The sequence below is a fragment of the Dongia sp. genome (genome assembly GCF_041910485.1).
GTDB lineage: Bacteria > Pseudomonadota > Alphaproteobacteria > Dongiales > Dongiaceae > Dongia.
Genome location: NZ_JAYRQR010000003.1, coordinates 46,811 through 68,572, shown reverse-complemented (window position 1 = coordinate 68,572; position 21,762 = coordinate 46,811). Strand labels below are relative to the sequence as shown.

25 protein-coding genes are annotated in these 21,762 nt (G+C 62.0%); 16 read left to right on the top strand and 9 right to left on the bottom strand.

The window, feature by feature from the left end; all coding sequences use genetic code 11:
- The first annotated feature begins 124 nt into the window (after positions 1-124).
- Both ACE3PP_RS00465 and dksA read left to right on the top strand, forming a co-directional pair.
- On the top strand, positions 125-553 hold the full coding sequence (locus ACE3PP_RS00465; RefSeq protein ID WP_374377204.1) for a flagellar assembly protein FliX: 429 nt from the start codon (positions 125-127) through the stop codon (positions 551-553).
- 167 nt (positions 554-720) lie between these two features.
- Positions 721-1,137: an RNA polymerase-binding protein DksA gene (dksA, locus tag ACE3PP_RS00460; protein ID WP_374377203.1), complete on the top strand. Its 417-nt coding sequence runs from the start codon at positions 721-723 to the stop codon at positions 1,135-1,137.
- 28 nt (positions 1,138-1,165) lie between these two features.
- Here dksA and ACE3PP_RS00455 read toward each other — a convergent pair whose 3' ends face one another.
- The 5 genes from ACE3PP_RS00455 to flgF form a co-directional block, all read right to left on the bottom strand.
- A complete protein-coding gene (locus tag ACE3PP_RS00455) occupies positions 1,166-1,729 on the bottom strand; it encodes a nucleotidyltransferase family protein (RefSeq protein ID WP_374377202.1) in 564 nt (187 codons plus the stop codon).
- A 174-nt stretch (positions 1,730-1,903) separates the two neighbouring features.
- Complete coding sequence (flgH, locus tag ACE3PP_RS00450; RefSeq protein WP_374377201.1) at positions 1,904-2,677, bottom strand: flagellar basal body L-ring protein FlgH; 774 nt, start codon at positions 2,675-2,677, stop codon at positions 1,904-1,906.
- Between the two features lie 11 nt (positions 2,678-2,688).
- Positions 2,689-3,708 carry a flagellar basal body P-ring formation chaperone FlgA gene (gene flgA / locus ACE3PP_RS00445; protein ID WP_374377200.1) on the bottom strand — a complete coding sequence of 340 codons (1,020 nt, stop codon included), beginning with the start codon at positions 3,706-3,708 and terminating at the stop codon, positions 2,689-2,691.
- A gap of 11 nt (positions 3,709-3,719) precedes the next feature.
- On the bottom strand, positions 3,720-4,505 hold the full coding sequence (flgG, locus tag ACE3PP_RS00440) for a flagellar basal-body rod protein FlgG (protein WP_374377199.1): 786 nt from the start codon (positions 4,503-4,505) through the stop codon (positions 3,720-3,722).
- Positions 4,506-4,526: 21 nt separating this feature from the next.
- Positions 4,527-5,270, bottom strand: a complete 744-nt coding sequence (gene flgF / locus ACE3PP_RS00435) for a flagellar basal-body rod protein FlgF (RefSeq protein WP_374377198.1) — start codon at positions 5,268-5,270, stop codon at positions 4,527-4,529.
- Positions 5,271-5,616: 346 nt separating this feature from the next.
- Between flgF and ACE3PP_RS00430 the strand changes: the two genes are divergently transcribed.
- The 7 genes from ACE3PP_RS00430 to ACE3PP_RS00400 all read left to right on the top strand — a co-directional run bounded on the left by ACE3PP_RS00430 (position 5,617) and on the right by ACE3PP_RS00400 (position 13,738).
- Positions 5,617-6,102 carry a flagellar basal body-associated FliL family protein gene (locus ACE3PP_RS00430; protein WP_374377197.1) on the top strand — a complete coding sequence of 162 codons (486 nt, stop codon included), beginning with the start codon at positions 5,617-5,619 and terminating at the stop codon, positions 6,100-6,102.
- Positions 6,103-6,155: 53 nt separating this feature from the next.
- Positions 6,156-7,232: a flagellar motor switch protein FliM gene (gene fliM, locus ACE3PP_RS00425; protein ID WP_374377196.1), complete on the top strand. Its 1,077-nt coding sequence runs from the start codon at positions 6,156-6,158 to the stop codon at positions 7,230-7,232.
- A gap of 42 nt (positions 7,233-7,274) precedes the next feature.
- Positions 7,275-7,739, top strand: a complete 465-nt coding sequence (locus ACE3PP_RS00420) for a DUF6468 domain-containing protein (RefSeq protein ID WP_374377195.1) — start codon at positions 7,275-7,277, stop codon at positions 7,737-7,739.
- Between the two features lie 9 nt (positions 7,740-7,748).
- Positions 7,749-8,558, top strand: coding sequence for a MotE family protein (locus ACE3PP_RS00415; RefSeq protein WP_374377194.1), 810 nt, complete (start codon positions 7,749-7,751; stop codon positions 8,556-8,558).
- 122 nt (positions 8,559-8,680) lie between these two features.
- Complete coding sequence (locus ACE3PP_RS00410; protein ID WP_374377193.1) at positions 8,681-9,067, top strand: response regulator; 387 nt, start codon at positions 8,681-8,683, stop codon at positions 9,065-9,067.
- A gap of 53 nt (positions 9,068-9,120) precedes the next feature.
- A complete protein-coding gene (locus tag ACE3PP_RS00405; RefSeq protein ID WP_374377192.1) occupies positions 9,121-9,780 on the top strand; it encodes a protein phosphatase CheZ in 660 nt (219 codons plus the stop codon).
- 115 nt (positions 9,781-9,895) lie between these two features.
- Positions 9,896-13,738 (top strand): hypothetical protein, encoded by a 3,843-nt coding sequence (locus tag ACE3PP_RS00400; protein ID WP_374377191.1) that lies wholly within the window; start codon positions 9,896-9,898, stop codon positions 13,736-13,738.
- 3 nt (positions 13,739-13,741) lie between these two features.
- Here the strand turns inward: ACE3PP_RS00400 and fliP are convergent, their stop codons facing one another.
- Genes fliP through ACE3PP_RS00380 form a run of 4 tightly spaced genes read right to left on the bottom strand, consistent with a single transcriptional unit; the run spans position 13,742 to position 15,638 of the window.
- Positions 13,742-14,506, bottom strand: coding sequence for a flagellar type III secretion system pore protein FliP (gene fliP, locus ACE3PP_RS00395; RefSeq protein ID WP_374377190.1), 765 nt, complete (start codon positions 14,504-14,506; stop codon positions 13,742-13,744).
- Complete coding sequence (locus ACE3PP_RS00390; protein ID WP_374377189.1) at positions 14,503-14,886, bottom strand: flagellar biosynthetic protein FliO; 384 nt, start codon at positions 14,884-14,886, stop codon at positions 14,503-14,505. The genes fliP and ACE3PP_RS00390 overlap by 4 nt, the downstream gene beginning before the upstream one ends.
- Before the next feature lie 45 nt (positions 14,887-14,931).
- The gene (locus ACE3PP_RS00385; protein ID WP_374377188.1) at positions 14,932-15,270 is read right to left on the bottom strand and encodes a hypothetical protein; all 339 of its coding nucleotides are present in this window, start codon (positions 15,268-15,270) and stop codon (positions 14,932-14,934) included.
- Positions 15,267-15,638, bottom strand: coding sequence for an EscU/YscU/HrcU family type III secretion system export apparatus switch protein (locus ACE3PP_RS00380; protein ID WP_374377187.1), 372 nt, complete (start codon positions 15,636-15,638; stop codon positions 15,267-15,269). The genes ACE3PP_RS00385 and ACE3PP_RS00380 overlap by 4 nt, the downstream gene beginning before the upstream one ends.
- A 288-nt stretch (positions 15,639-15,926) precedes the next feature.
- Between ACE3PP_RS00380 and flgB the strand changes: the two genes are divergently transcribed.
- The 7 genes from flgB (at position 15,927) to ACE3PP_RS00345 (ending at position 21,760) form a co-directional block, all read left to right on the top strand.
- The gene (gene flgB, locus ACE3PP_RS00375) at positions 15,927-16,334 is read left to right on the top strand and encodes a flagellar basal body rod protein FlgB (protein WP_374377186.1); all 408 of its coding nucleotides are present in this window, start codon (positions 15,927-15,929) and stop codon (positions 16,332-16,334) included.
- 23 nt (positions 16,335-16,357) lie between these two features.
- Positions 16,358-16,765, top strand: a complete 408-nt coding sequence (gene flgC, locus ACE3PP_RS00370) for a flagellar basal body rod protein FlgC (protein WP_374377185.1) — start codon at positions 16,358-16,360, stop codon at positions 16,763-16,765.
- A gap of 17 nt (positions 16,766-16,782) precedes the next feature.
- Positions 16,783-17,094, top strand: a complete 312-nt coding sequence (gene fliE, locus ACE3PP_RS00365) for a flagellar hook-basal body complex protein FliE (protein ID WP_374377184.1) — start codon at positions 16,783-16,785, stop codon at positions 17,092-17,094.
- Positions 17,095-17,132: 38 nt separating this feature from the next.
- Positions 17,133-17,393 (top strand): flagellar biosynthesis protein FliQ, encoded by a 261-nt coding sequence (gene fliQ / locus ACE3PP_RS00360; RefSeq protein WP_374377183.1) that lies wholly within the window; start codon positions 17,133-17,135, stop codon positions 17,391-17,393.
- Positions 17,394-17,417: 24 nt separating this feature from the next.
- Positions 17,418-18,179: a flagellar biosynthetic protein FliR gene (locus ACE3PP_RS00355; protein WP_374377182.1), complete on the top strand. Its 762-nt coding sequence runs from the start codon at positions 17,418-17,420 to the stop codon at positions 18,177-18,179.
- A 12-nt stretch (positions 18,180-18,191) separates the two neighbouring features.
- The gene (flhB, locus tag ACE3PP_RS00350) at positions 18,192-19,262 is read left to right on the top strand and encodes a flagellar biosynthesis protein FlhB (protein WP_374377181.1); all 1,071 of its coding nucleotides are present in this window, start codon (positions 18,192-18,194) and stop codon (positions 19,260-19,262) included.
- Between the two features lie 62 nt (positions 19,263-19,324).
- Positions 19,325-21,760: a response regulator gene (locus tag ACE3PP_RS00345; protein ID WP_374377180.1), complete on the top strand. Its 2,436-nt coding sequence runs from the start codon at positions 19,325-19,327 to the stop codon at positions 21,758-21,760.
- Positions 21,761-21,762 lie beyond the last annotated feature (2 nt).

Here is a 21,762-nt window from a genome sequence, read left to right as displayed (position 1 = left end):
GGGGAAGAAATTACCTGCGGGCAGAGGGCGTGCCGTTCGGGCAAGTTGTTAATTCTTTTAATCTTTTATTAGCGGCGGATGCTATTATATCAGGGACTCAGGCCTTACTGGCGCCAGGTGAATAGTGGCCATCAAGATCGACCCGGTTTCCCCAAAACCCGTCTCTGCCAACCGTCGTGTTGGCGGGCCGAGTGCTGCTGGCGGCGGAGCGGAGTTTGCCAAGGCGCTGGGTGAAAGCCAGGGGAGCCACGGCCATGTGTCGATGGCGCTGGGCGTCAATTCCCTTTCCGTGGTCCTCGCGGTTCAGGAGGCACCCGACGCCGCCAAGGGGCGGGCGCGCAAGCAGGCGCGCGACCGCGGCCTCAAGATGCTGGACTATCTCGAGGAGATCCGCATCGGGCTCCTGATGGGGGCGATCCCCAAGGAGCGGCTTGAGCAATTGGGACAGATGGTGCGCGTGAAGCGCGAACAGATCGACGATCCCAAACTTACTGCGATTCTGGACGAGATCGAGCTGCGCGCGGCCGTCGAACTTGCCAAGCTCAGTCGTTAGTTCTGCAAGAATCTTTTTTTTTCAATTAGTTGACGATGCGCCGCCACGAGAAATCGTGCTTGCGGGCAACAGCCTTTTGCCTATACTCCGCGCCAAATTCGCCCCCGAGTCAGACGCTTAGTCAGTGGCTTTCGGGGCGAAGCGGCAACGACGAGTCGAGACCACGCATGAAGCCTTTGCTGTCGCCCGATTATCGGCCCTCCGACAAAGAGCCTTTCATGAACCCCGTACAGGTCGAATACTTCCGCCAGAAGCTGCTGGCCTGGAAGGGCGAACTGTTGCGTGAATCCGGTGAAACGCTCAGTCATCTTCAGGAAGAGAGCCTGTCCGAACCCGATCTAGCCGATCGCGCCTCGCTTGAGACCGACCGCTCGCTGGAACTGCGCACCCGCGATCGCGAGCGCAAGCTGATCCAGAAGATCGACGAAGCCTTGGGCCGGATCGAAGACGGTTCCTACGGCTATTGCGAGGAGACCGGCGAGCCGATCTCCCTGAAGCGGCTCGAAGCCCGGCCGATCGCCACCCTTTCGCTGGAGGCGCAGGAGCGCCACGAGCGCATGGAGCGGACGCATCGCGACGATTGATCGATGAACTCGATCGATTAGCCGTTCTTCAATCGACTGGGACGATCTTAAGCCAGGGCCAGCGAGCCTGGTAACTGGCTGCCTTGGCGGCCGCGCTGCTTGCATCCGGACAGGCCGGATTGGCGATGAGCTCACCGCGCGTAAGTTCCTCCGTGCCATAGGGTGCGTGGAGCGCGATCGTTCCATCGGCCCGGGGTTGCAGCCCGACACAGGTGCAACGGATCGGAAAACGCCCGATCGCCGCGCACGCATTCTCGACGGGCGGATATGCGACACCGAAGCGGTCCCGGTACCAGAGGTGGACCCGCGCCTGATTCTTCAGATCAATCAACGCGTCGAGATCGGCAAAGACCAGCCGGGCGCGTTGCAATGCCCGATCTTCAGCGTCGTAAGAGAGGTCGGTGGGGTCGAAATAGAAGAGGTCGTAATCCTTGATCCCCTCGGTCGGTGGGCGACCGGCGAGGGCGTTCCAGTAGGATTGGTAGACGCTGCCGGCGACCAGCCAGGGGTCGGGGAGATCGAGCATGGGGAGGCGCGTCAGGATCGCGCGGTTGATCGGATTGGCGATCGCTGCCTGGACGAGGTCACTCATGGCGGCCAGTCTAAGGGGCGAAAAGGGATCGTCAAAAGGGCATTTACGGGGGCAAAAGGGCGGTAAAAAAAAGACCCCTCCACCCCTGAAAAGGGGGGAGGGGATAGTCGCCGTCATGAACTCTCAGTCGGGGCCATCAGGCCCCGACATGGCAATCGCACGCGTTGGAAAACGTCAGAACGGGAAGAAGATGTCGTAGACCTGCTGGCCGAAGCGCGGCTGCTGCACGTCGGAAAGCGTCCCCTTGCCACCATAGGCGATGCGCGCCTCGGCGATCTTGTCGTAGTTGATTTCGTTGACGTTCGAGATGTCCTCGGGCCGGATGACGCCACCGACGGTGAGCTGGCGCAGCTCGTAGTTGACGCGCACCTGCTGCGTCCCCTGCAGCACCATGTTGCCGTTCGGCAGAACCTGCGTGATCACCGCCGCGACGCGCAGCTTGATCGCCTCGGAACGATCGACGGTGCCCGAGCCGCTCGTCGTCGACTTGCTGTCGGAATTGACCAGATTGCCGGCATCGATGCCGTCGGGGAATATGTCCTTCAGCATCGTTTCGTAGCCGAGCAGGTTGTCGAGCCCGGCGCTGTTGCTGCCGTCGCGCGTCTGGCCGGTCTTGTTGTCGAGCTTGGCCTGGTCGTCGATCTCGATGACCACGGTGAGAATGTCGCCGATCTTGCCGGCGCGCTGATCCTTGAAGAAGGCGCGACTGCCCTGCCGCCACAGCGAGTTGGGCTGGCGCACATCTGCCATCGGCGAGGGCATCGGCAGCGAGACCGGCTGGTAGTTCGGATCCTTCTGCGGATTCTCGATCGGGTCCATCGACGGTTCCTTGCCGATCTCCGCAACGCGGTCGATCATGTTGCCGCAGCCGGCGAGCGAGACCGAGCCCATGAGGGCGGCGCCGGTAAGCGCGAGGCGGAAGCTGCGGTGAATGCGTGAGCGGGCCATGCTGGCCTCCTTCAGTTCAGGCTAAGCTGGCCGGCGACCGGGATCACGATCGTGCTCGCGTCCTGGACGATGCCGGTCAGTTCTTTCTTGCTGTTGACATTGACGACGCGAATGGGCTGGCCGATTGCGGCATCTTCAAGCGCCTTGCCGGTGACGGTGAGGTTCATCGGCCCGCTTTGGAGGGCCAGCGTCACCAAAGTGTTCTTGCGCACGGCCGGTGTCATGACGAGATCGGTGCCGCGCAGCATCTGCCCGGTCCGAAGCGGCCGCTTGGTGGTCATGCCGACCAACTGCCGCGCATCGGTGATGACGTTGCCGATGAGCCGGTCGGTCCGTACGGAGATCCATTGCAGATCGGCATCCTGAACCGTGATGCCGGCGCCCATCGCATGGGAGAAAACCGGAATGTCGATCGTTTCGTAGATCGTGCCGCTGACCGGCCGTTGCTGCAGCGTCGGGCCGTCGGCAGGAACGACGAGCATGGCCGCAAAGCGTTGCGTGGTCGGATCGTATTGCAGATTGTGGACGCCGACCGTTGTGGCACTGGCTGTCGGCAAGACGAACTCGACATCGCCGCCGTCGAGCACCAGTTCCATGCGGGCATCATTCCCGGCGCGGTCGTGGATCGCGTCGGTCAACGCGTTGATGACGGAACCGGCGTCGATCCGCTGGCTCATGCGGCCGACCAGCACCTTCTCGAACTTCGAGTCCGGCTGCCAGTCGAGCTGATAGGCGCGCGCCAATTGGCGCAGGAAACGCGCGTCGAGCGAGATTGTCTGGCCTGGCGCCGGCGCCTGGGCGATCGGCGTGTCGCCATTGGAAAGCGATTCCATGAAGAGATCGCCGAGCCGGATGACGTCATCATCGACCATGACATTGGTGCGCAGGCTGAGACCTTGCGGCGCGGCCTGTTCGTCGACCGAGACTTCGCCATAGCCGGCGCTGGCCACCATTTCGGCCTTGGCCGGAAGAGACCAGGCCGCGGCCAGGGCGGCGAAGGAGACAATGAGGCGACGTGATGCACGCGACATGATGCACCTCCTCAACGGATGTTGCTGACAGTCGCCATCATGTCATCAGAGGCCTGGATGACCTTCGAGTTGATCTCGTAGGCGCGCTGGGCGGCGATGAGATCGGTCATCTCGCTGACCATGTTGACATTCGACTGTTCGAGAAAGTTTTGCTGCAGTGAGCCAAAGCCGATGGCGCCGGGATTGCCCGTGGTGGGGCCACCCGAGGCTTCGGTTTCAAGCAGCAGATTGTCGCCGCTCTGCTGCAGGCCGGCATCGTTGATGAAGGTCGCCAGCTGGATCTGGCCGAGGATGACCGGTGCCACCTGACCCGTGATCGTGACCTGGACCTGGCCGTTGCCGTTGATCGTGATATCGTTGGCGTTGTTGGGAACCGTGATGTTGGGGACGATCGCATAGCCGTCCGCCGTCACCATTGTGCCGTCGTTGGAGAGGCGGAACGTGCCGTCGCGCGTATAAGCGGTGGTGCCGTCCGGCAGCGTCACCTGGAAATAGCCGCGGCCCTTGATCGCGACATCGAGCGGGTTGTCGGTCGGCACCAGCGAGCCTTGCTCGTTGATGCGATAGACGGCGACCGGCTTGACGCCGACACCGACCTGGACGCCCGCCGGGACGATGGTCGCTGTGTCGGAGGATTGCGTGCCGACGCGGCGCTGGTCCTGATAGAGCAGGTCGGCAAATTCGGAACGGCTGCGCTTGAAGCCAGTGGTCGTGACGTTGGCAATGTTGTTGGCGATGACGTCGATGTTCATCTGCTGGGCGAACATGCCGGTCGCGGCTGTGGTGAGCGATTTCATAGCTCTCTCTCCCCTTCGGCTTTAAGAGCTGGGAATGATGTAGTTGACGGCACGGCGCATGCGCTCATGCTCGCCTTCGAGGAACTTCTGGGCCGATTGGTAATTGCGCTGGACCCAGATCATGTTCGTCATTTCGCGGATCGATTCCACGTTCGACCCTTCGATCATGCCCTGCTGGACCTTGAAGTCCGCGGTGTTGGCGGCCGCTGCCGGCTGCGTCGTGGCAAAGAGCGTGTTGCCCTGCGGCTTCAGCTGTGCTTCGTCGGGAAAGGTGACGACATCGAGCTTGCCGTAAATGACCGGCGTGTTGCCGCCCTGGGTCCGGTCGGCCGAAACAGTGCCGTCGGCAGCGATGGTGACGGGTCCGTCTTCCGGATTGAGAATGATCGGCGCACCGCCAGCCAGGACGCGGAAGCCGCTGCCGGTCACGAGTTCGCCGGCACCATTGAGTTCGAAACGGCCATTCCGGGTGTAGCGGGGGCCGTCCGACGTCTGCACGACGAAATAGCCCTTGCCCTGGATGGCGACATCGAGAGCGTTGCCCGTCTTCTGGACATTGCCCTCACTCATGTCGCGATAGCTGGCAAGGTCCTGAACGTAAGACAGTTTGACCGGCTTTTCGGCCTTGATCAGATACTCGCTGAAAACCATGCCCTCGGCCTTGAAGCCGGGGGTATTGGTGTTGGCCAGATTGTTGGCCACTACGTCCATCTGGCGCGACAAAGCGAGTTCCCGCGACAGAACGATGTAAGTCGGTGTTTCCATGACGGTGCCCTCAAAGGGTCGGTTTCATCCAGCTCTAACGGCCGGTGAGCCAAGTAATGCACCTGCCATGCCAGATATAATATTGTTATTTATCAATTCGTTATGTGGGCGTAGGGACGTGAAGAGCAGATTTTGCCCGGCGCAGAATGAGTTTCTCCCGGCACAATTTGCGGGGCCGGCGCTTCACCTGATGTTAACCATCCCTGACTAGTTTAACCCCATTGCCCGGCTGCATTTTTTCGAGGCGGCGCGGGTGTTTGGAGAGCAACCGACGGATTTCTCGGGGACGTTTTCGACCATGGCTGAAGCGGAAGGCGCAGAAGGCGCAACACAAACCAAGAAAAAGATGAGCGGGAAAAAACTGGTCCTGTTCATCGTGCTGCCGTTGCTGCTGCTGGGCGGCGGCGGTGCAGCTGCCTATTTCCTGCTCTTCAAGGAAGAGCCGAAGAAGGAAGAGGCCCACGGGGCCGAGGGCGAAGCGGCGCCAGCCGAAGAGGAAGCCGCCGCCGAGGAAGAGGGGCATATGCCCGCCTTCGTCGAGCTGCCGAAGATGCAGGCCAACCTCATCATGACGGGCAAGAAGCAGCCGTTCATGGTGACGACCATCGTGCTCGAGGTCGGTTCGCCCGAAGAGCAGAAGATGATCGAGGAAGTGCAGCCCCGAATCGAGAACGAGATCGTCACCTATCTGCGCAGCCTGCGGCCCGAGGATGTTCAGGGGGCGGCGGGCCTGCAGCGCCTGCGTGAGGAACTGCTGCTCCGCGTGAAGGAGGCGGGAAAACCGGCCAAGGTGAAAGATATCCTCTTTAAAGAAATGCTGGTTCAACAGTAAGATGGCCGTTGTTGGCGCGATTTGTGCAATAATGCCGCCAGCGAGGTAGGGCGATGATCGACGATCCCGAAGAGGAACTGTCCGAAGAAGAAAAGGCGGCTGCGGCTGCCTGGGGCGACATGGCGGACGAGGATGCCGGCGGCGACGATGGCGCGGCGGCACCCACCGGCCCAATGTCCAACCGCGTCCTGGATCAGGACGAAATCGACAGCCTGCTCGGTATCTCGAAAGGTGACGGTGCCGAGGAAAAGACCTCAGGCATCCAAGCCATGCTCAACAGTGCGCTCGTTTCCTACGAGCGCCTGCCGATGCTGGAAATCGTCTTCGACCGCTTGGTGCGCATGCTGTCGACCAGCCTGCGCAACTTCACATCGGACAATGTCGAGGTTAGCCTCGACAACATCACGGCGATCCGCTTCGGCGATTACCTCAATTCGATCCCGCTGCCGGCCATGCTGGGCGTGTTCAAAGCCGAAGAGTGGGACAATTACGGCCTGCTGATGGTCGATTCCTCGCTGACTTATTCGATTGTCGACGTGCTACTGGGTGGTCGCCGCGGCACCGCCGCGATGCGCATCGAGGGGCGGCCCTATACGACGATCGAGCGCAATCTGGTCGAACGATTGGTCAATGTCGTTCTCAACGATCTGACCGCCACGTTCGACCCGCTGTCGCCGGTGACTTTCCGTTTCGAACGACTGGAAACCAATCCACGCTTTGCCGCCATTGCCCGCCCTGCCAACGCCGCCATCCTGGCGCGTCTGCGCGTCGACATGGAAGATCGCGGCGGCCGACTGGAACTGATGCTGCCCTATGCCACGCTGGAACCCGTGCGTGAACTGTTGCTGCAGATGTTCATGGGTGAAAAGTTCGGCCGCGATTCCATTTGGGAAACGCACCTGTCGGGCGAGCTTTGGCAGACGGATGTGAAGATCAACGCCGTGCTGGACGAAGTCTCGGTCTCGCTCAACGACGTGCTGAACTGGAAGCCCGGCAGCCGGCTGGATCTGGAAGTGACGCCGGATTCGCTGGTCGAGCTGCGTTGCGGTGATGTGAAGCTGTTCAACGGCCAGATGGGCCGCAAGGGCAAGCATATCGCCGTGAAGCTCCAAGAGCGGCTGATCAAGTAGGATCGGCTTGCGGGCAATAAAGCTGGTGGGCGCGAACGAAGCATGATGTCGCTGGGCCTCATTACCGATCTCATCCTGGTCGCGTTGCTGGCGGCGACATTGTTCTATGTCCTGCGCTTGCTGCGGCGCCTCGGCGAATTGAAGCAGGATCGCGATTCCTTCCAGAAGCTCATTCAGGATTTTGCCACGGCGACGGCGCAAGCAGACCGGGCCTTGGGTGACCTCAGGGTCGGGGCCGACGGCGTGGGCCGCGAATTGGGGCAGGGGATCGAGCGTGGGCAAGGCGTCGTCGGTGAACTGCAGCGCTCGTCCGACGATCTCAAAATGCTGATCGCCCGCGCCGAAAGTGCCGCCGACAAGCTGGAGACCCAACTGCGCGGCATCCGCGACAATGCAGCTTCCCCGGCAGCCCAGCCGACGCCGCGTAGCGGTGCCGGCAGCGACCAGAACCCGGTAACGGACCCGCAGACGCAAGCCCTTCTGTCGGCCCTGGGCCGCATCCGCTAGGACGAGAGAATGCCGCAGGATCAGCCGAAACTGCCCGCAGCCCAGGCAAAGTTCACCACGCCGCGCGTTCGTCTGCTGCCGGTATTGGCCGGTGTGATGGCGTTGGTTCTGACCATCCGCGTCGGCGACATGTACCATAAGGTCAGTGTCGGCATTGGCACGGAAACCCAGGCGCAGACCACCCCGGCGGCGAATGCCGCACCGACCCAGCCCGCCGCGAATACGGCCCCCACCCAGCCGGCGGCCAATGCCACGCCGACACAACCCGCCGCCGCAGGCAATGCCACGGCGACGGCCCCGGCCGGAAACGGCACGGCGACCGAGCCTGCTGCGCCGGCAGAGGGTGCGTCGACCGAGGGTGCCCCGGCCGAGGGCGCGCCCGCCGCGAAAAAGGACCCGCTCGAATACACCGACGAGGAAGTCGAGGTGCTGCAGCAACTCGCCAAACGTCGAGAGGATCTGGAGCTGAAATCCCGGCAGCTGGACGAACGCGAGGCGATGGTTGCCGCCGCCGAGCAGCGCATGGAACAAAAGATGGCGGAACTCAAGGCGCTGCAATCGACGGTCGAGGATCTGCTGAAGAAGCGGTCGGATGCGGAGGAGCAGCGACTGCAGGCCCTGGTCCAGACCTATGAAAAGATGAAGCCGAAGGACGCTGCCCAGGTGTTCGAGGAATTGGACATGGATCTGCTGGTCGATCTGGTCAGCCGGATGAAGCCCGGAAAATCGGCGCCGATTCTCGCCATGGTCACGCCGACCAAGGTCAAGGAATTGACGTTCGAGTTGGCGCAGCAGAAGGCTCTGCCGCTCACTCCTTGAAATCATTAGTGAATTTGTTTTTCCGGGTTTAACTCCGGTTTAACCTATTTGCTGCAAATTCAAGACAGTAAGCGGCAGGCAATACCGCGTGAAACGTAGAGAGTTGGAGTGAGAGGGAACTGATGTCGGTCGATCTCAACATGCAGGTACTCATCGTCGACGATTACAAGACGATGCTCCGCATCATCCGGAACCTGCTGAAGCAGCTGGGCTTCAACAATGTCGATGAAGCCACCGACGGGTCCATGGCGCTGCAGAAGCTGCGCGACAAGGATTACGGCATGGTCATTTCCGACTGGAACATGGAGCCGATGACCGGCATCCAGCTGTTGCGCGAAGTGCGTGCCGATGCGCGCCTCAAGAATATGCCCTTCATCATGATCACGGCGGAAAGCAAGACCGAGAACGTGATCGCGGCGAAGGAGGCCGGTGTGAACAACTACATCGTGAAGCCGTTCAACGCCGCCACGCTCAAGACCAAGCTGGTCTCCGTGCTCGGTAACTTCTGAGCCGATCCGACAAAGACAGCCGGAAAGAGGGGGCCTGACTCATGGGGGCTGGAATGACTGCGACTGTGCCACCAGAGCTTGTGCATCGTTTGAGTGCACTCAAGGGACGCATGCAAACAGTGAGCCGAGAGGAAATCGCCGAAGTCGTCAGCAGTTTGCTGGCGACGATGGAGGGCGACCTTTCCGACGACAATTTGAAGCTCTATGCCGAGCTCGAATCGCTCGCCAAGTACATCACCACCGCCAAGTCGGAGATTGCGGCGCTGCGGCCCGATGAAATCACGGACCAGCATCTGCCCAAAGCCACCGACGAACTCGACGCGATCGTCGGCGCCACGGAAGAGGCGACCAACTCGATCCTCGGGGCGATGGAAAGCCTTGAAACGCTGGCTGGCGAACTGCCGCCTGAGTTCGGCGAAAAGGTCAGCGACGCCGTGACCCAGGTCTATGAAGCCTGCAACTTCCAGGACATTACCGGCCAGCGCATCACCAAGGTGGTGAAGACGCTGAAGCATATCGAAGAGAAGGTCGAGGCGCTGGTTGCGGCCTTTGGTGACGAGATCGCCAAGTACAAGAAGGCGCATCCGGACGCCGAAGAAGCGCCGGAAGAAGAGAAGAAGCCGAGCGATGCCGATCTTCTCAATGGCCCGCAGCTGCCTGATGACGCCTCGAAGCAGGCGGAGATCGACGCCCTCCTGGCCAGTTTCGACTGAGCAGCCACTGGCGCTTTGACGGTCCGGGGCGGAATCCGCTCCCCCGGACCCCCGTCTCTCGGATCCTGGTCTCTCGAATCTTGGTCCCTGGGATCCTCGTTGGGCGCCGGTAGCGGTGGCCAGCGAACCCGATTATCTTGCCAACATGAACGCAACCGTACCTGAGTCGGCCACGAGGCGCCGGGGTTCGCGCCGGAGTCCGTCCAGGCGCCGCCATCTTTGGGCGGCCGCCTCGCTGCTGGTCGTTGCCCAGTTGCTGGTACTGCCGATGGACGTGGCGCGGGGTCAGGAATCGGGTCATCCGGTCGCCGTCAAGGGGCAGCTTTTCGACGATTACGGGCGCCTCATCCTCAATTGGGGGAAAGCTGCAGCGCCTGCGGTCAAGGTCGATCTCAGCGCGAATGCGATGACCTTGCGCTTTGCGGCGCCGGTCAGCTTGGACCCGGCCGCACTCCGGGCCGATCTCAAGGCCTATATCCGCAATGCGGCGTTGAGTGCCGATGGGAAGACACTGACCCTGTCGCTCAAGAAGCCCGTGACCTACCGCCTCAACCAGACGGGCGCCCGGTTGCAGCTCGACCTTGCGCAGCCCGGCGAGGCGGTCTTTCCCAACAAGGCGACCACCGAAGCGGCAACGGCCGCGCCGCCGGCGGAAAAGACGATTGCCGCGGCACAGCCCGCAACCGCACCTCTGGCCGACGCGGCACCGACATCAGGTCCGGTATTGAAGCTCCGCAGCGGCGAGCATAGCGGCTATTCGCGTCTGGCCCTGGATTGGCCCGGGGTGGATTTCACCGTACGCCAAGCCGGCGACAAGGCCATCGTCACCTTCGCCAAGCCGGCACGGCTCGACGGGGCACTGCGCCTGCCGCCACGGTTGCGCGGTGTGAAGGCGCGCTCGACCGCGGATGGCGGCTTGGCGCTGGAGCTCGATCTGCTGCCCAATGTGGGGATCAACGCCTTCCGCAATGGCGGCACGGTCGTGTTCGATTTGGTCGACGGCAAAGCGCCTGCGGCACCGGCAGTGGCCGAAGCTGCGCCCGAGGTGCCAGCCCAGATCCCGGCCCCGGCGGTCGCGGCAAGCGAGCCGGTGCAGGCAGCACCCCCACCAGCCAATCCGGCACCGGCTGAACCGTCACCCGCTGAACCGGCACCCGCTGAACCGGCACCCGCGGCATCGGTCAGCGCCGAAAGCGGTCTGGCACCGGCACTGCAATCTGAACCGCCGGTCGGCGTCGAGGAGGGAGCACCGCCGCCGGCTGTCGAAGTGGCGCCACCCGTCGTCGTCAGCAAGGAACCGGCGGTGACCACGCCGGCCAAGCCGCCGGCACCGGTTGCCATCACGGCAAGTGCCCAGCCGATGCAAGGTGGTGCGGTACTCGATTTCGGTTTTCCGAAGGCGACGGGCCTCGCTGTCTTCAAGCGCGGCGAGGCACTGTGGATGGTCTTCGATCGGCCCGGCGATGTCGATCTCTCGGCGCTGGTCAAGGCGGCGCCGGCCCTGACGGGGCTCGCCCGCGTCGAGACCCCCTTCGGTACGGTGCTGCGCCTGCCCAATCTCACCCGCATGGGCAGCGGCCAGGCCGGCGCCAATGTGAGCGGCGACGGGCGCAAATGGCAGATCAGCATCGGGCCAGGCCGCGAGCAGCGACCGAGCAAGGTGATCGACCAACGCCGCGAATCGCTCGCTGACGGCGGTGCCTCACTGTTGCTGCAGGCGACCAAGCCCGGCCCGGTCATTCAATTGGCCGATCCTGAAGCCGGCGACAGTCTCTCCGTCATACCACTTACGGCGACCGGCAGCGGTGTGGCCGATGGCGCTGCCTGGCCGGATTTCCGTGTCCTGCCCAGTTTCCAAGGCGTGGTCGTGGTGCCGATCAGCGATCGCACGCGGGTCGAAGCCTTGCCCAACGGTGTCGTCGTCACCACCGACGGCAAGCCCGGCGCGCCGCCGGCACCGACCGTGCCGCAGCCCATTTCGGAAACCGAACCGCCACCGGCCGAAGGTGGCGCTCCGGCGACCGTTGCTGCGGCACCGGAGCCAGTGGCGCCGACGCCGCCCGCGGGTGGGGAAAGTGCGGCACCGGGCGCGGCTCCGGTCACGGACGTTGCCGGCATATTCGATCTGCCGCGCTGGCGCCGTGGTGGCGAAGCCACCTTCGCCGAGGACGAGAAGGCGCTCAGCGCCGCGATCATCGAGGCTCCGGAGCGGGACAAGCCGCAGGCGCGCCTGGCACTGGCGCAGTTCCATTTCGCCCACGGCCGCTATCCCGAAGCGCTGGGCGATTTGCAACTCCTCGACAAGCTGGCGGCCGATGGGGACAAGGATGTCCTCACCCTGCGCGGCGCCACAGAGGCGTTGATGGACCATGACGCGGATGCCGCCAAGGATCTGGAACGCGATGAAGTGAAGGACGTGCCGGAAGCGGCGCTGTTCCGCGGCTATCTGGCGGCGAAGGCGGGCGATTGGAAGAAGGGTGCCGAGCTGTTCGGGGGGCTTCTCCCCTCGCTTGATGATTATCCAAAATCGGCGCGGATGATGATCCGCCGGGCTGCGGCCGAGACGCTCATCCGCGGCGGCAATCCGCTCATGGCGCAATCCTTCCTCGATGCCATGCGTCTCGACATGCCGGGCGCCGAGGACCAAGCCTATCACGATTATCTCGACGGTTTGCAGAAGGCGGCCGGCGACGACAAAGAAGGTGCTGCCAAGATCTGGGCGGGCCTCGCCGACAGCCCGGTCGAGGAAGTGCGCGCCCGTTCGCAATTCGATCTGACCGAACTGGAACTCGCGGAAAAGAAGATCGATGAACGGCAGGCGGCGGATCAGCTGGAAAAGCTGCGCTTCCTGTGGCGCGGGACGGATTTCGAGTTCGATCTGCTGAAGCGGCTGGGCGAGCTCTATGTGGCGTCCGACCAGCCGCGCAAGGGCCTCACCACTTTGCGCCAGGCGGCGACTAACTTCCCGAAGAACCCGAAAGCGCGCGACGCCGCCGAGGCGATGACCAAGGCCTTCCGTGACCTCTATCTCGGCGACAAGGCGGACCGCTTGCCGCCGCTCACGGCGGTGGCGCTTTACGACGAGTTCCGCGAACTGACGCCGAGCGGGCCTGATGGCGACAAGATGGTGACCGCGCTCGCCGACCGGCTGGTCAAGGTCGATCTCCTCGACGGGGCGGCGAAGCTGCTCACCAATCAGGTCAACAAGCGGCTGACCGGGCTCGACAAGGCCAAGGCGGGAACGCGGCTCGCGGCGATCAGTCTGCTCGACGACAAGCCCGATCAAGCCTTGGAGGCGATCAAATCGAGCGAGGTGCCGGACATGCCGCCGGACCTCGTGGCACAACGCCGGCGCCTGCAGGGGCGGGCTTTGTTCGAAACCGGCGACACGCTGAAAGGCATGGCGCTGATTCGCGACGATGGCAGCCTCGACGGGCTGTGGCTGAAAGCGGACCTCAGCTGGCGCATGCGCGAATGGCCGGCGGCGGCGGCGGCACTCGGCAATCTCGTCGACGGTGAAACGAAGCGCCTGGTGGCCGAAGATCCGACCCTCGCTCCACCCGCAGATCCGGCCGAGGACCCGGCAGCGGTCCTTGCCGACACGGGCGACGCCGGCGCCAATGCAGCCAAGCGCGACGAGACGTTCAACAAGGTGCTGGCGCCGCTCATTCTCAACCAGGCGGTGGCCCTATCGCTGGCCGACGATCGGCCGGGCCTGCGCATGCTGGCCAAGGCGCAAGGGAAGCAGATGGAGAAGGGTCCCTATGCCACGGCCTTTGCCACGTTGACCTCGCCCAGTTCCAACCTGTCGGACAGCATTTCCGCGGCGATGAAAAGTGTCGATCAGCTGGGTGCGTTCGTCGACGATTATCGCGAACGCCTGAAGCAGCAGAGCCTCAGCGCCCCCGAGACGGCACCCGACGCCGCGCCGCCAGCGGAAGCGACGCCGACCCAATAGGGATCAGTTGATTCCGAAACTTCGCACGAGGCTGCCGGCGACAAGATACCAGCCATCGACCATGACGAAGAAGATCAGCTTGAAGGGCAGGGCGATCATCACCGGCGGCAGCATCATCATGCCCATCGACATCAGCACCGATGCGACCACCATGTCGATGATGAGGAACGGTAGGAAGACGAGAAAGCCAATCTCAAAGGCGCGCCGCAACTCCGAGATCATGAAGGCCGGTACGAGCACCTTGAGCGGCGTCTCCTCGGGTGTCGCCACCTCGTCGATTTGCGCCATGTTCATGAACAGCGTCAGGTCCTTTTCGCGTACCTGAGACAGCATGAAGGTGCGGAAAGGCGCCACGACCAGGGGAAAGGCCTGTTCCTCGGTGATCTTTTCAGCAATGAGCGGCGCGATGCCGTCGTCATAGGCCTTCTCAAAGGTGGGCGCCATGATGAAGACCGTGAGGAACAGGGCGAGACTGGTCAGCACCATATTGGGCGGCGTCTGCTGCGCACCCAGGGCCGAGCGAAGCAGGGATAGAACGATCACCACGCGGGTGAAGCTCGTCACCATGACCAGGATGCCCGGTGCCAGCGACAGCACCGTCATCAGGGCGATCAGCTGGATGATGCGACCGGTCGTGCCGCCATTGGGGCCGTCGCCGAGATCGAGATTGAGGCTTTGTGCCGCTGCCGGAAGCGCTCCGGCGACGAGCAGGAGCATCAACCAGAGGGCGCCGCACCAAAGGCGATCAAGAAGTTTCTTGTTCTTCATGTGGCACTCTCGTCGCGGCCGGGTGCTGTGGGGTGGAGCGGGGGCGGTTCCTGACGATTGAGACCCGGCACATCGCGCGGCGGGGTGGAGCGACCACGCGCCATTTCCGTCTGGAAATCCTGGTGCGGGATACCGCGCTCAACAACAACGTCGCCTTGTGGACCAAGCAGGACGAGATGTTCGACAGCGTCGCGCCGCACCAGCACCAGCCGGTGCCGCGGGCCGATCGGCGTGGTTTCGAGAACTTGGAGCCGACGACGGCTGTTCGCCCGCACCATCCCGCCGAAGCCAAAGCGGCGCAGCACCCAGGCAAGGATGGCAATCAGGCCCAGCACCAGCAGCAGTGCCAGGATAAATCGGAGATAGGTGTCGAACTCCATCAGCGGATCCAGGTCGAATCGGTCATTGGGCGAAGGCGACGCACACTATTTCCTGTCCTTGGGTGTCGCGCCATAAGCCAGTTGCGCGCGAAGGCGCCGGTCGGCTTGCTGCAGATCCAGGGACAGGTCGACATTGCGTCGGCGCAGGGAATAGTCGAGATGGTCGAGTTCGCTCATCAGGGTCTGCAGCGCAGGCCGGAGTGGGCGGGACCGATCGAGCGGCAGGGACGCGATCGCATCGCATAGGACCGCGATACGCATGGCCAGAAGGTCGAGTTCCACCAACTGCCCGCCTTCTGCCATCACCTTGGTGTCGTTGATCATCGCTGCCAGTTCAGCAATCGATGTGGCGAGATCTTCCGGCTCGGGCATAGGGATGTTCATGGCGTTTCGTCCGTGGCACGGGCATTGGCGCGGTAGATGTAGCTGAGGATTTCAGCGACCGCCGCAATGGCATCGATCGGAATTTCGGCTTCCAATTCGACTGCTGCAAGAAGCTCGACGAGATCCGGGTCCTCGCGCACTGGGACACCCTTGGCGAAGGCGATCTCCAGAATCTGCTCAGCCACATTGCCACGACCGGTCGCCACGACGCGAGGTGCATTCCGGCCTTGGCTGGTCTGGGGCGCGCCGTCGGCACCGGTGCCCATACGCGGTTTGTGGTCGAGGGCTACGGCAATCGGGGTGCGCTCTTTGGGCTTTTGCCAGCGCGGGCGGCGTGGGCCGACTTCGTCCTCTTCATTGGCGCCCATAGCATGCTCCACAGGAGTCGAGTCCCAGGTTTTGGCGGCCCGGATCCGGACGAACACCTCCTTATACTATGCGGCGTCCACCTTAACGAGGTCTTAACGGTGTCACAATATGATGAAAAATCAAGGTGTTCTGTCCTGCTTACCATATGGTGTGTAAGTTGAGCCGAATTTGCCGAGATTTTTCATAGCATTTTATATAATTTAACGGGATCTTAAGGGCCGGGGATAAAACTGGCCCAATTGCGTAGTGGGGCCGAGGCCGTTTGGCGTCTGCCGGGAGCGAAGCGGATGGATTTCACCAACATCCCGTTGTTTGAACGGCTGACGGAGCGGATGAGCTGGCTGAGCGAACGCACGCGCGTGCTGTCGCAGAACATCGCCAATGCCGACACGCCGAGCTATCAGCCCAAGGATCTGAAGCCGATCGACTTCGAAGCCGAGATGCGCAAGTTGGAGCCCGTGGCCCCTTTGCGCACCGACAAGAAGCATATGACCGGCACCACGCCGCCGGCCGCCGATTTCGATGCGAAGAAGGTGAAGAAGACCTATGAAACCGCCCCGGTCGGGAATGCGGTCGTGGTCGAAGAGCAGATGATGAAGGTTTCCGAGACCCAGATGAACTACAACATGGTCGTGAACCTTTACCGCAAGCATATTGATCTCTTTAAAACCGCCATCGGCCGTGGCGGCGCCTGATCCGGATAAGGTAGGAGCGAAACATGGAGCTGTTCGATACGCTGTTCATTTCCGCCTCCGGCATGCGGGTGCAGGGCGAGCGGCTGCGCGTCATCGCAGAAAACCTTGCCAACGTGGATTCGACGGCGGAAACGCCCGGCGATGACCCTTACCGCCGCAAGACAATCACCTTCCGTAATGCGCTCAACCGAGAGATGGGCGTCGACATGGTGAAAGTCGCCAAGGTAGGCACGGACCCCAGTGATTTCCGCAAGAAGTATGATCCGGGCAACCCGGCGGCGGACAAGGACGGTTATGTCAGCCTGCCCAACGTCAACGCCCTGGTCGAAATGACCGACATGCGCGAGGCGCAGCGGTCATACGAAGCCAATCTCAAAGTGATCGAGGCGTCGCGCAGCATGCTGTCGCGCACGATCGACGTCCTCCGTTGAGCGTCGAGGGTTAAGTCATGGCTGATCCCATCATTTCGAATGCCGTCAATGCCTACAACGCCGCAAACAAGGCGCTGGGCAGCAACGGCATGGATGCGCGCGAGAATGCCGGTCCGAGCTTCAGCGAGCTGTTGCAGAACATCAAGGACGACGCCATCCAGACCGGCAAGGGTGACGAGAAGCAGACGATGCTGGCGGCGGCCGGCCAGGCGAATGTTACTGACGTCGTGACCGCGGTTTCCGCTGCGGAAGTGACCCTGCAGGCCGTTACCGCCGTTCGTGACCGCGTCATCTCCGCCTATCAGGAAATCATGCGCATGCCGATCTGAGCCCTGCAGGGGCGGGTCGATTGTGCTAGAATTCCCTGATGGATGAGGCAGCTCTTCTTGAGATCGCGCGCGACGCGGTCATCGTGACGCTGAAGGTCGGCGCCCCGATCATGTTGATTTCGCTGGCGGTTGGCCTGCTGATCTCCCTGTTCCAGGCACTGACGCAGATCCAGGAAGCGACCCTGACCTTCGTGCCGAAGGTGGTTATCGTCTTCATTTCTCTGCTGCTGCTGGGGCCGTTCATGCTCCATGCGCTCAATGACTTTTTCGAGCAGGTCATGTCCCGGGCCGCCGGTTGAAGCATGGATTGAGGCGTGGGACCCATGTCGATCGAAGCCTTCCTCACCACCTCCATCTTCCAGTTTCTGCTGATTTTCGCCCGCATCGGTGCGGCGATATCGCTGGTGCCGGGTTTCGGCGAAGTCTATGTGGCGCTGCGGTCGCGCCTCTCATTTGCGCTGCTTCTTTCCTTCGTGCTGTTGCCGATGGTCAAGGACATGATACCGGTCCTGCCACCGGAGCCGGCGGCCATGGCCTTGTTGGTGACGGGTGAGATCGTCATCGGCCTCTTCTTCGGGCTTATCTGCCGCATCATTCTGATGGCGACCCTGGAGGCCGGTATGGTGATCGCGCTGCAGATCGGTATCGCCAACGCCTTGTCCAGCGACCCGACCACCGCGCAGCAAGGTGCCGTCACCGGCAACTTCCTGGTCGCCGTCGCCATCGTGCTTATTTTTGCGACGGACCTTGATCATCTGACGCTGCGTGCCCTGGTGGGGACCTATGGTGTTTTTCCACCCGGCGAATTGCCGCCCTTGCAGGATGTCGCCAACACCATCGCGCGCGTGAGTGCCGATTCCTTCAATCTGGCTCTGCAGATGTCTGCGCCGTTTCTGGTCTATGGCGTCGTCCTGGTCGTTGGCATGGGCCTGCTGGCACGGCTGATGCCGACCCTGCAGGTCTTTTTCGTCGTCATGCCGCTGCAATTGCTGGTCGGGTTCGGTCTGATGGCTGTGACAATCTCGGCGGCGATGATCTGGTTTCTGGACGTCTATCGCGACCATCTGATCAGCTTCACGGAATAGCGGGGTCCTTCCGTGTCTGACGACAGCGATGACTCACAAAAAACGGAAGACCCAACTTCCAAGCGCCTTGAAGAGGCGCGCAATGAAGGTCGAGTTCCCCGGTCGCAGGAATTCAACCATCTTCTGATGATCCTGGCCTTCACCTTGGCGGTCTTGATGTTTGGCCGCTATCTCGCGCAGCAGATCAGTGCCATGGCTTTGCCTTTCTTCGAGGCGCCAGACCAGATTCCGACGGATCTCAATCATCTTATCGACATTGCTTGGCGCATGCTGGGGCAGTTGCTGCTGGCGGGTGCCGCACCTCTGGTGCTGGCGTTCATTGCCGCTTTCGGGGCGTCCTATCTGCAGTTCGGCCTGCTGTGGTCGGCCGAGAATCTGATGCCAAGCCTCGATAAGATTTCGCCGCTTTCCGGCTTCAAGCGCATCTTCTCGCTGCGCTCAGTAACCGAATTGCTGAAGGGCATGTTGAAGATCGCCGTTGTTGCCACCGTCGTCGGCGCCTTCGTATTACCCAGCGTCGGCGATATCCACCGGCTGATCGGCATGGATATGATCCAGCTTATGGCCGTGATCAACGACAAGGTTCACATCGTCCTCATTGGTGTTTTCGCCGTGATGGGCGTCATTGCCGTGGCGGATATTCTCTATCAGCGCTTCGAATATATGAAGGGACTGCGCATGTCGCGCCAGGAACTGCGCGACGAGTTCAAGCAGACGGAAGGCGATCCGCTGGTGAAGGGGCGCCTGCGGCAGCTGCGCATGGAGCGGGCCAGGCGGCGCATGATGGGCGAAGTTCCCAATGCCGACGTCGTCGTGACGAACCCAACCCACTATGCCGTGGCTTTGAAATACGACCAGTCCGCCATGTCTGCCCCAAAGGTCGTGGCGAAGGGAACGGACAAAGTTGCCGAGCGCATCCGCGAAGTCGCCAAGGATGCGGACGTTCCGATTGTCGAAAATCCGCCGCTGGCGCGTGGTCTCTATGCTGCCGTGGATATCGACCAGGAAATTCCGCCGGAATATTACAAGGCTGTCGCCGAGGTCATCTCCTATATCTTCAAGCTGAAAAAGCGGCGTCCCTAGCGCTGGATTTGCTTGCCGGATCGGCTAAACTTGGGCCGGTTCTAGGGCAGGGGGCGTCAAAAGTGCTGCGTTCGATCGACTTGGCTTGGGTCGTGGGGATGGTGCTGCTGGTACCCGGCCCAGCATTTGCTCAATCGGAGGCGGCGGCCGAACCGGTGTTGATTGGGGCCGCCCTCATCATCCTGCTCCTCGTCGTTGTGCTCGCAGCGATCTTGGTCCAGTGGCGCCGGGCCTCGGCGCGGCAGAATTTGCTGATGGGTAGTCTCAACGCCACGAGCCGGGCCCGCCAATTGCTGGATCCAAATGGCCGCGTGGTACTTGCCAACGATGCTTTCGCGCGGCTGTTCAACAATTCGGTTGCCGCCCTGCCGCAACTGCTCCTCGAACGGGTGGCGTCAGGTTCCGACGCTGCCCAAATCCTGCAGCAATTAATCCGGACAGTGGGCGAGGGCGGCCGCGGGCGGACGGAAATCGAGGTTCCGCTCGAGGACGGGCAAACGGACTGGTTCGACGTTTCCGGGCGCAATATTGCGGGTTTCCCTGGCTATGTCCTTTGGGGCGCCGAGAAAGTGACCGCCCAGCGCCAGATCGAAGATTTCATCCGTTCCGATCACGAGACTTTTGCCGATCTGATCGAGCATGCGCCCATCGGGTTCTATTCTGTCGATGAGAACGGCAAGTTCCTGTTCGTCAATTCGACCTTGGCGAGCTGGCTGGGCCTCTTGCCTGACAATGAAGGCGGCTACCGTCAGTCACTACATGATCTGGTTGCCGATCCGCTGCCAACCGATACGCCTCTCTACAGCCCGTTCCGTGATGCACAGGCTCGGAGCGGAGAAGTTGCCATGCGCGGTCCCAACCAGCGCGTTTTCCAGGCCTTTGTCAGGCACGATGTCGCCAATGTGCAATCGCCCAATGGAAAGGGAATGAAACTGCGCACACGCTCCGTCGTGCACGATCTCAGCCGTGAGCGTGAACTGGAAAGTGCGCTGCAGGTATCGGAGCAATATTTCCAGCGCTTCTTCGAAGAAGCGCCGGCCAGCATCGTTCTTCTCGATGGCGCGGGGCGTATAGAACAGGCCAATCCGGCGTTCCAGCACCTTCTGGTCGGCGCGGAATGGGTTCAAGCGAAGTTCATCGATTTGGTCCAAGCGGAAGAGCGCGCTGCTGCCGAGGTGCATCTGGGGCAGGTCATGGCCGAAGGCAAGTCGGGCGCGCCCTTGACCGTCCGGTTGATTGGCGACAAGCAGCGCTCGGTGACGATCTACGCTTCCCGGCGGGAAGACCGGGGGCGAGCGATCGGCCTCATCGTTCATCTCATCGACGCAACCGAGCAGAAGCGGCTTGAAGCACAGTTCGCGCAATCGCAGAAGATGCAGGCCGTGGGTCTGTTGGCCGGCGGCATTGCACATGATTTCAACAATCTGCTGACCGCGATGATCGGCTTTTGCGATCTCCTTCTGTTGCGGCATAAGGCCGGCGATCAGTCCTTTGCCGACATCATGCAGATCAAGCAGAACGCCAACCGTGCCGCCAATCTGGTACGCCAGCTGCTGGCCTTCTCGCGCCAGCAGACGTTGCAGCCCCGTGTTCTCGATATTACCGATGTGCTGGCCGAGCTCTCGCATCTGCTGCGCCGATTGATCGGCGAGAATATCGAGCTGATGATGGAACATGGCCGCGACCTGAAGTTTGTCCGTGTCGATGCGGGCCAGCTGGAGCAGGTGATCATCAATCTGGCGGTCAATGCACGTGACGCCATGCTGGAAGGCGGGCGCCTGCTGATCCGTACCCGCAATGTGACGACCACGGAACCGATCAGCCGGGGCGTCGAAGTCATGCCGCCGGGCGCCTATGTGCTCATTGAGATCGCCGACACCGGTTCGGGGATTCCGGCCGACATTCTCGACCGCATTTTCGAACCCTTCTTTTCGACCAAGGCGGTCGGATCCGGGACCGGTCTTGGCCTTTCCACCGTCTACGGTATCGTGCGGCAGACGGGTGGCTTCGTCTTCGTCGACAGTACGTTGGGGAAGGGGACGAATTTCCGCATCTACCTGCCGCAGCATGCCGCCGCCGGGGATGCTGCGACGCGTGCCGACAGCGCGGACGACCAGCCGCGCGATCTCACCGGCATCGGCACGGTCCTGTTGGTGGAGGATGAGGATGCAGTTCGCCTGTTCTCGGCGCGGGCTCTGCGCAACAAGGGCTACAAAGTGCTGGAGGCGCGCAGCGGCGAGGCCGCCCTTGAGCTGATCAACGAGCAGCTCAATGAGATCGATCTCATCATCAGCGATGTGGTGATGCCGCGCATGGACGGGCCGACCTTGATCAAGGAAGTGCGCCAGCGCCGGGCGGATGTGAAGGTGATTTTCATCTCGGGCTATGCCGAGGATGACTTCCGTCGCAAGATCGACGCCGGCGAGGAAGCGCACTTCCTGATGAAGCCGTTCACGCTGAAGCAGCTGGCGACCAAGGTGAAGGAAGTGCTGGACTGACA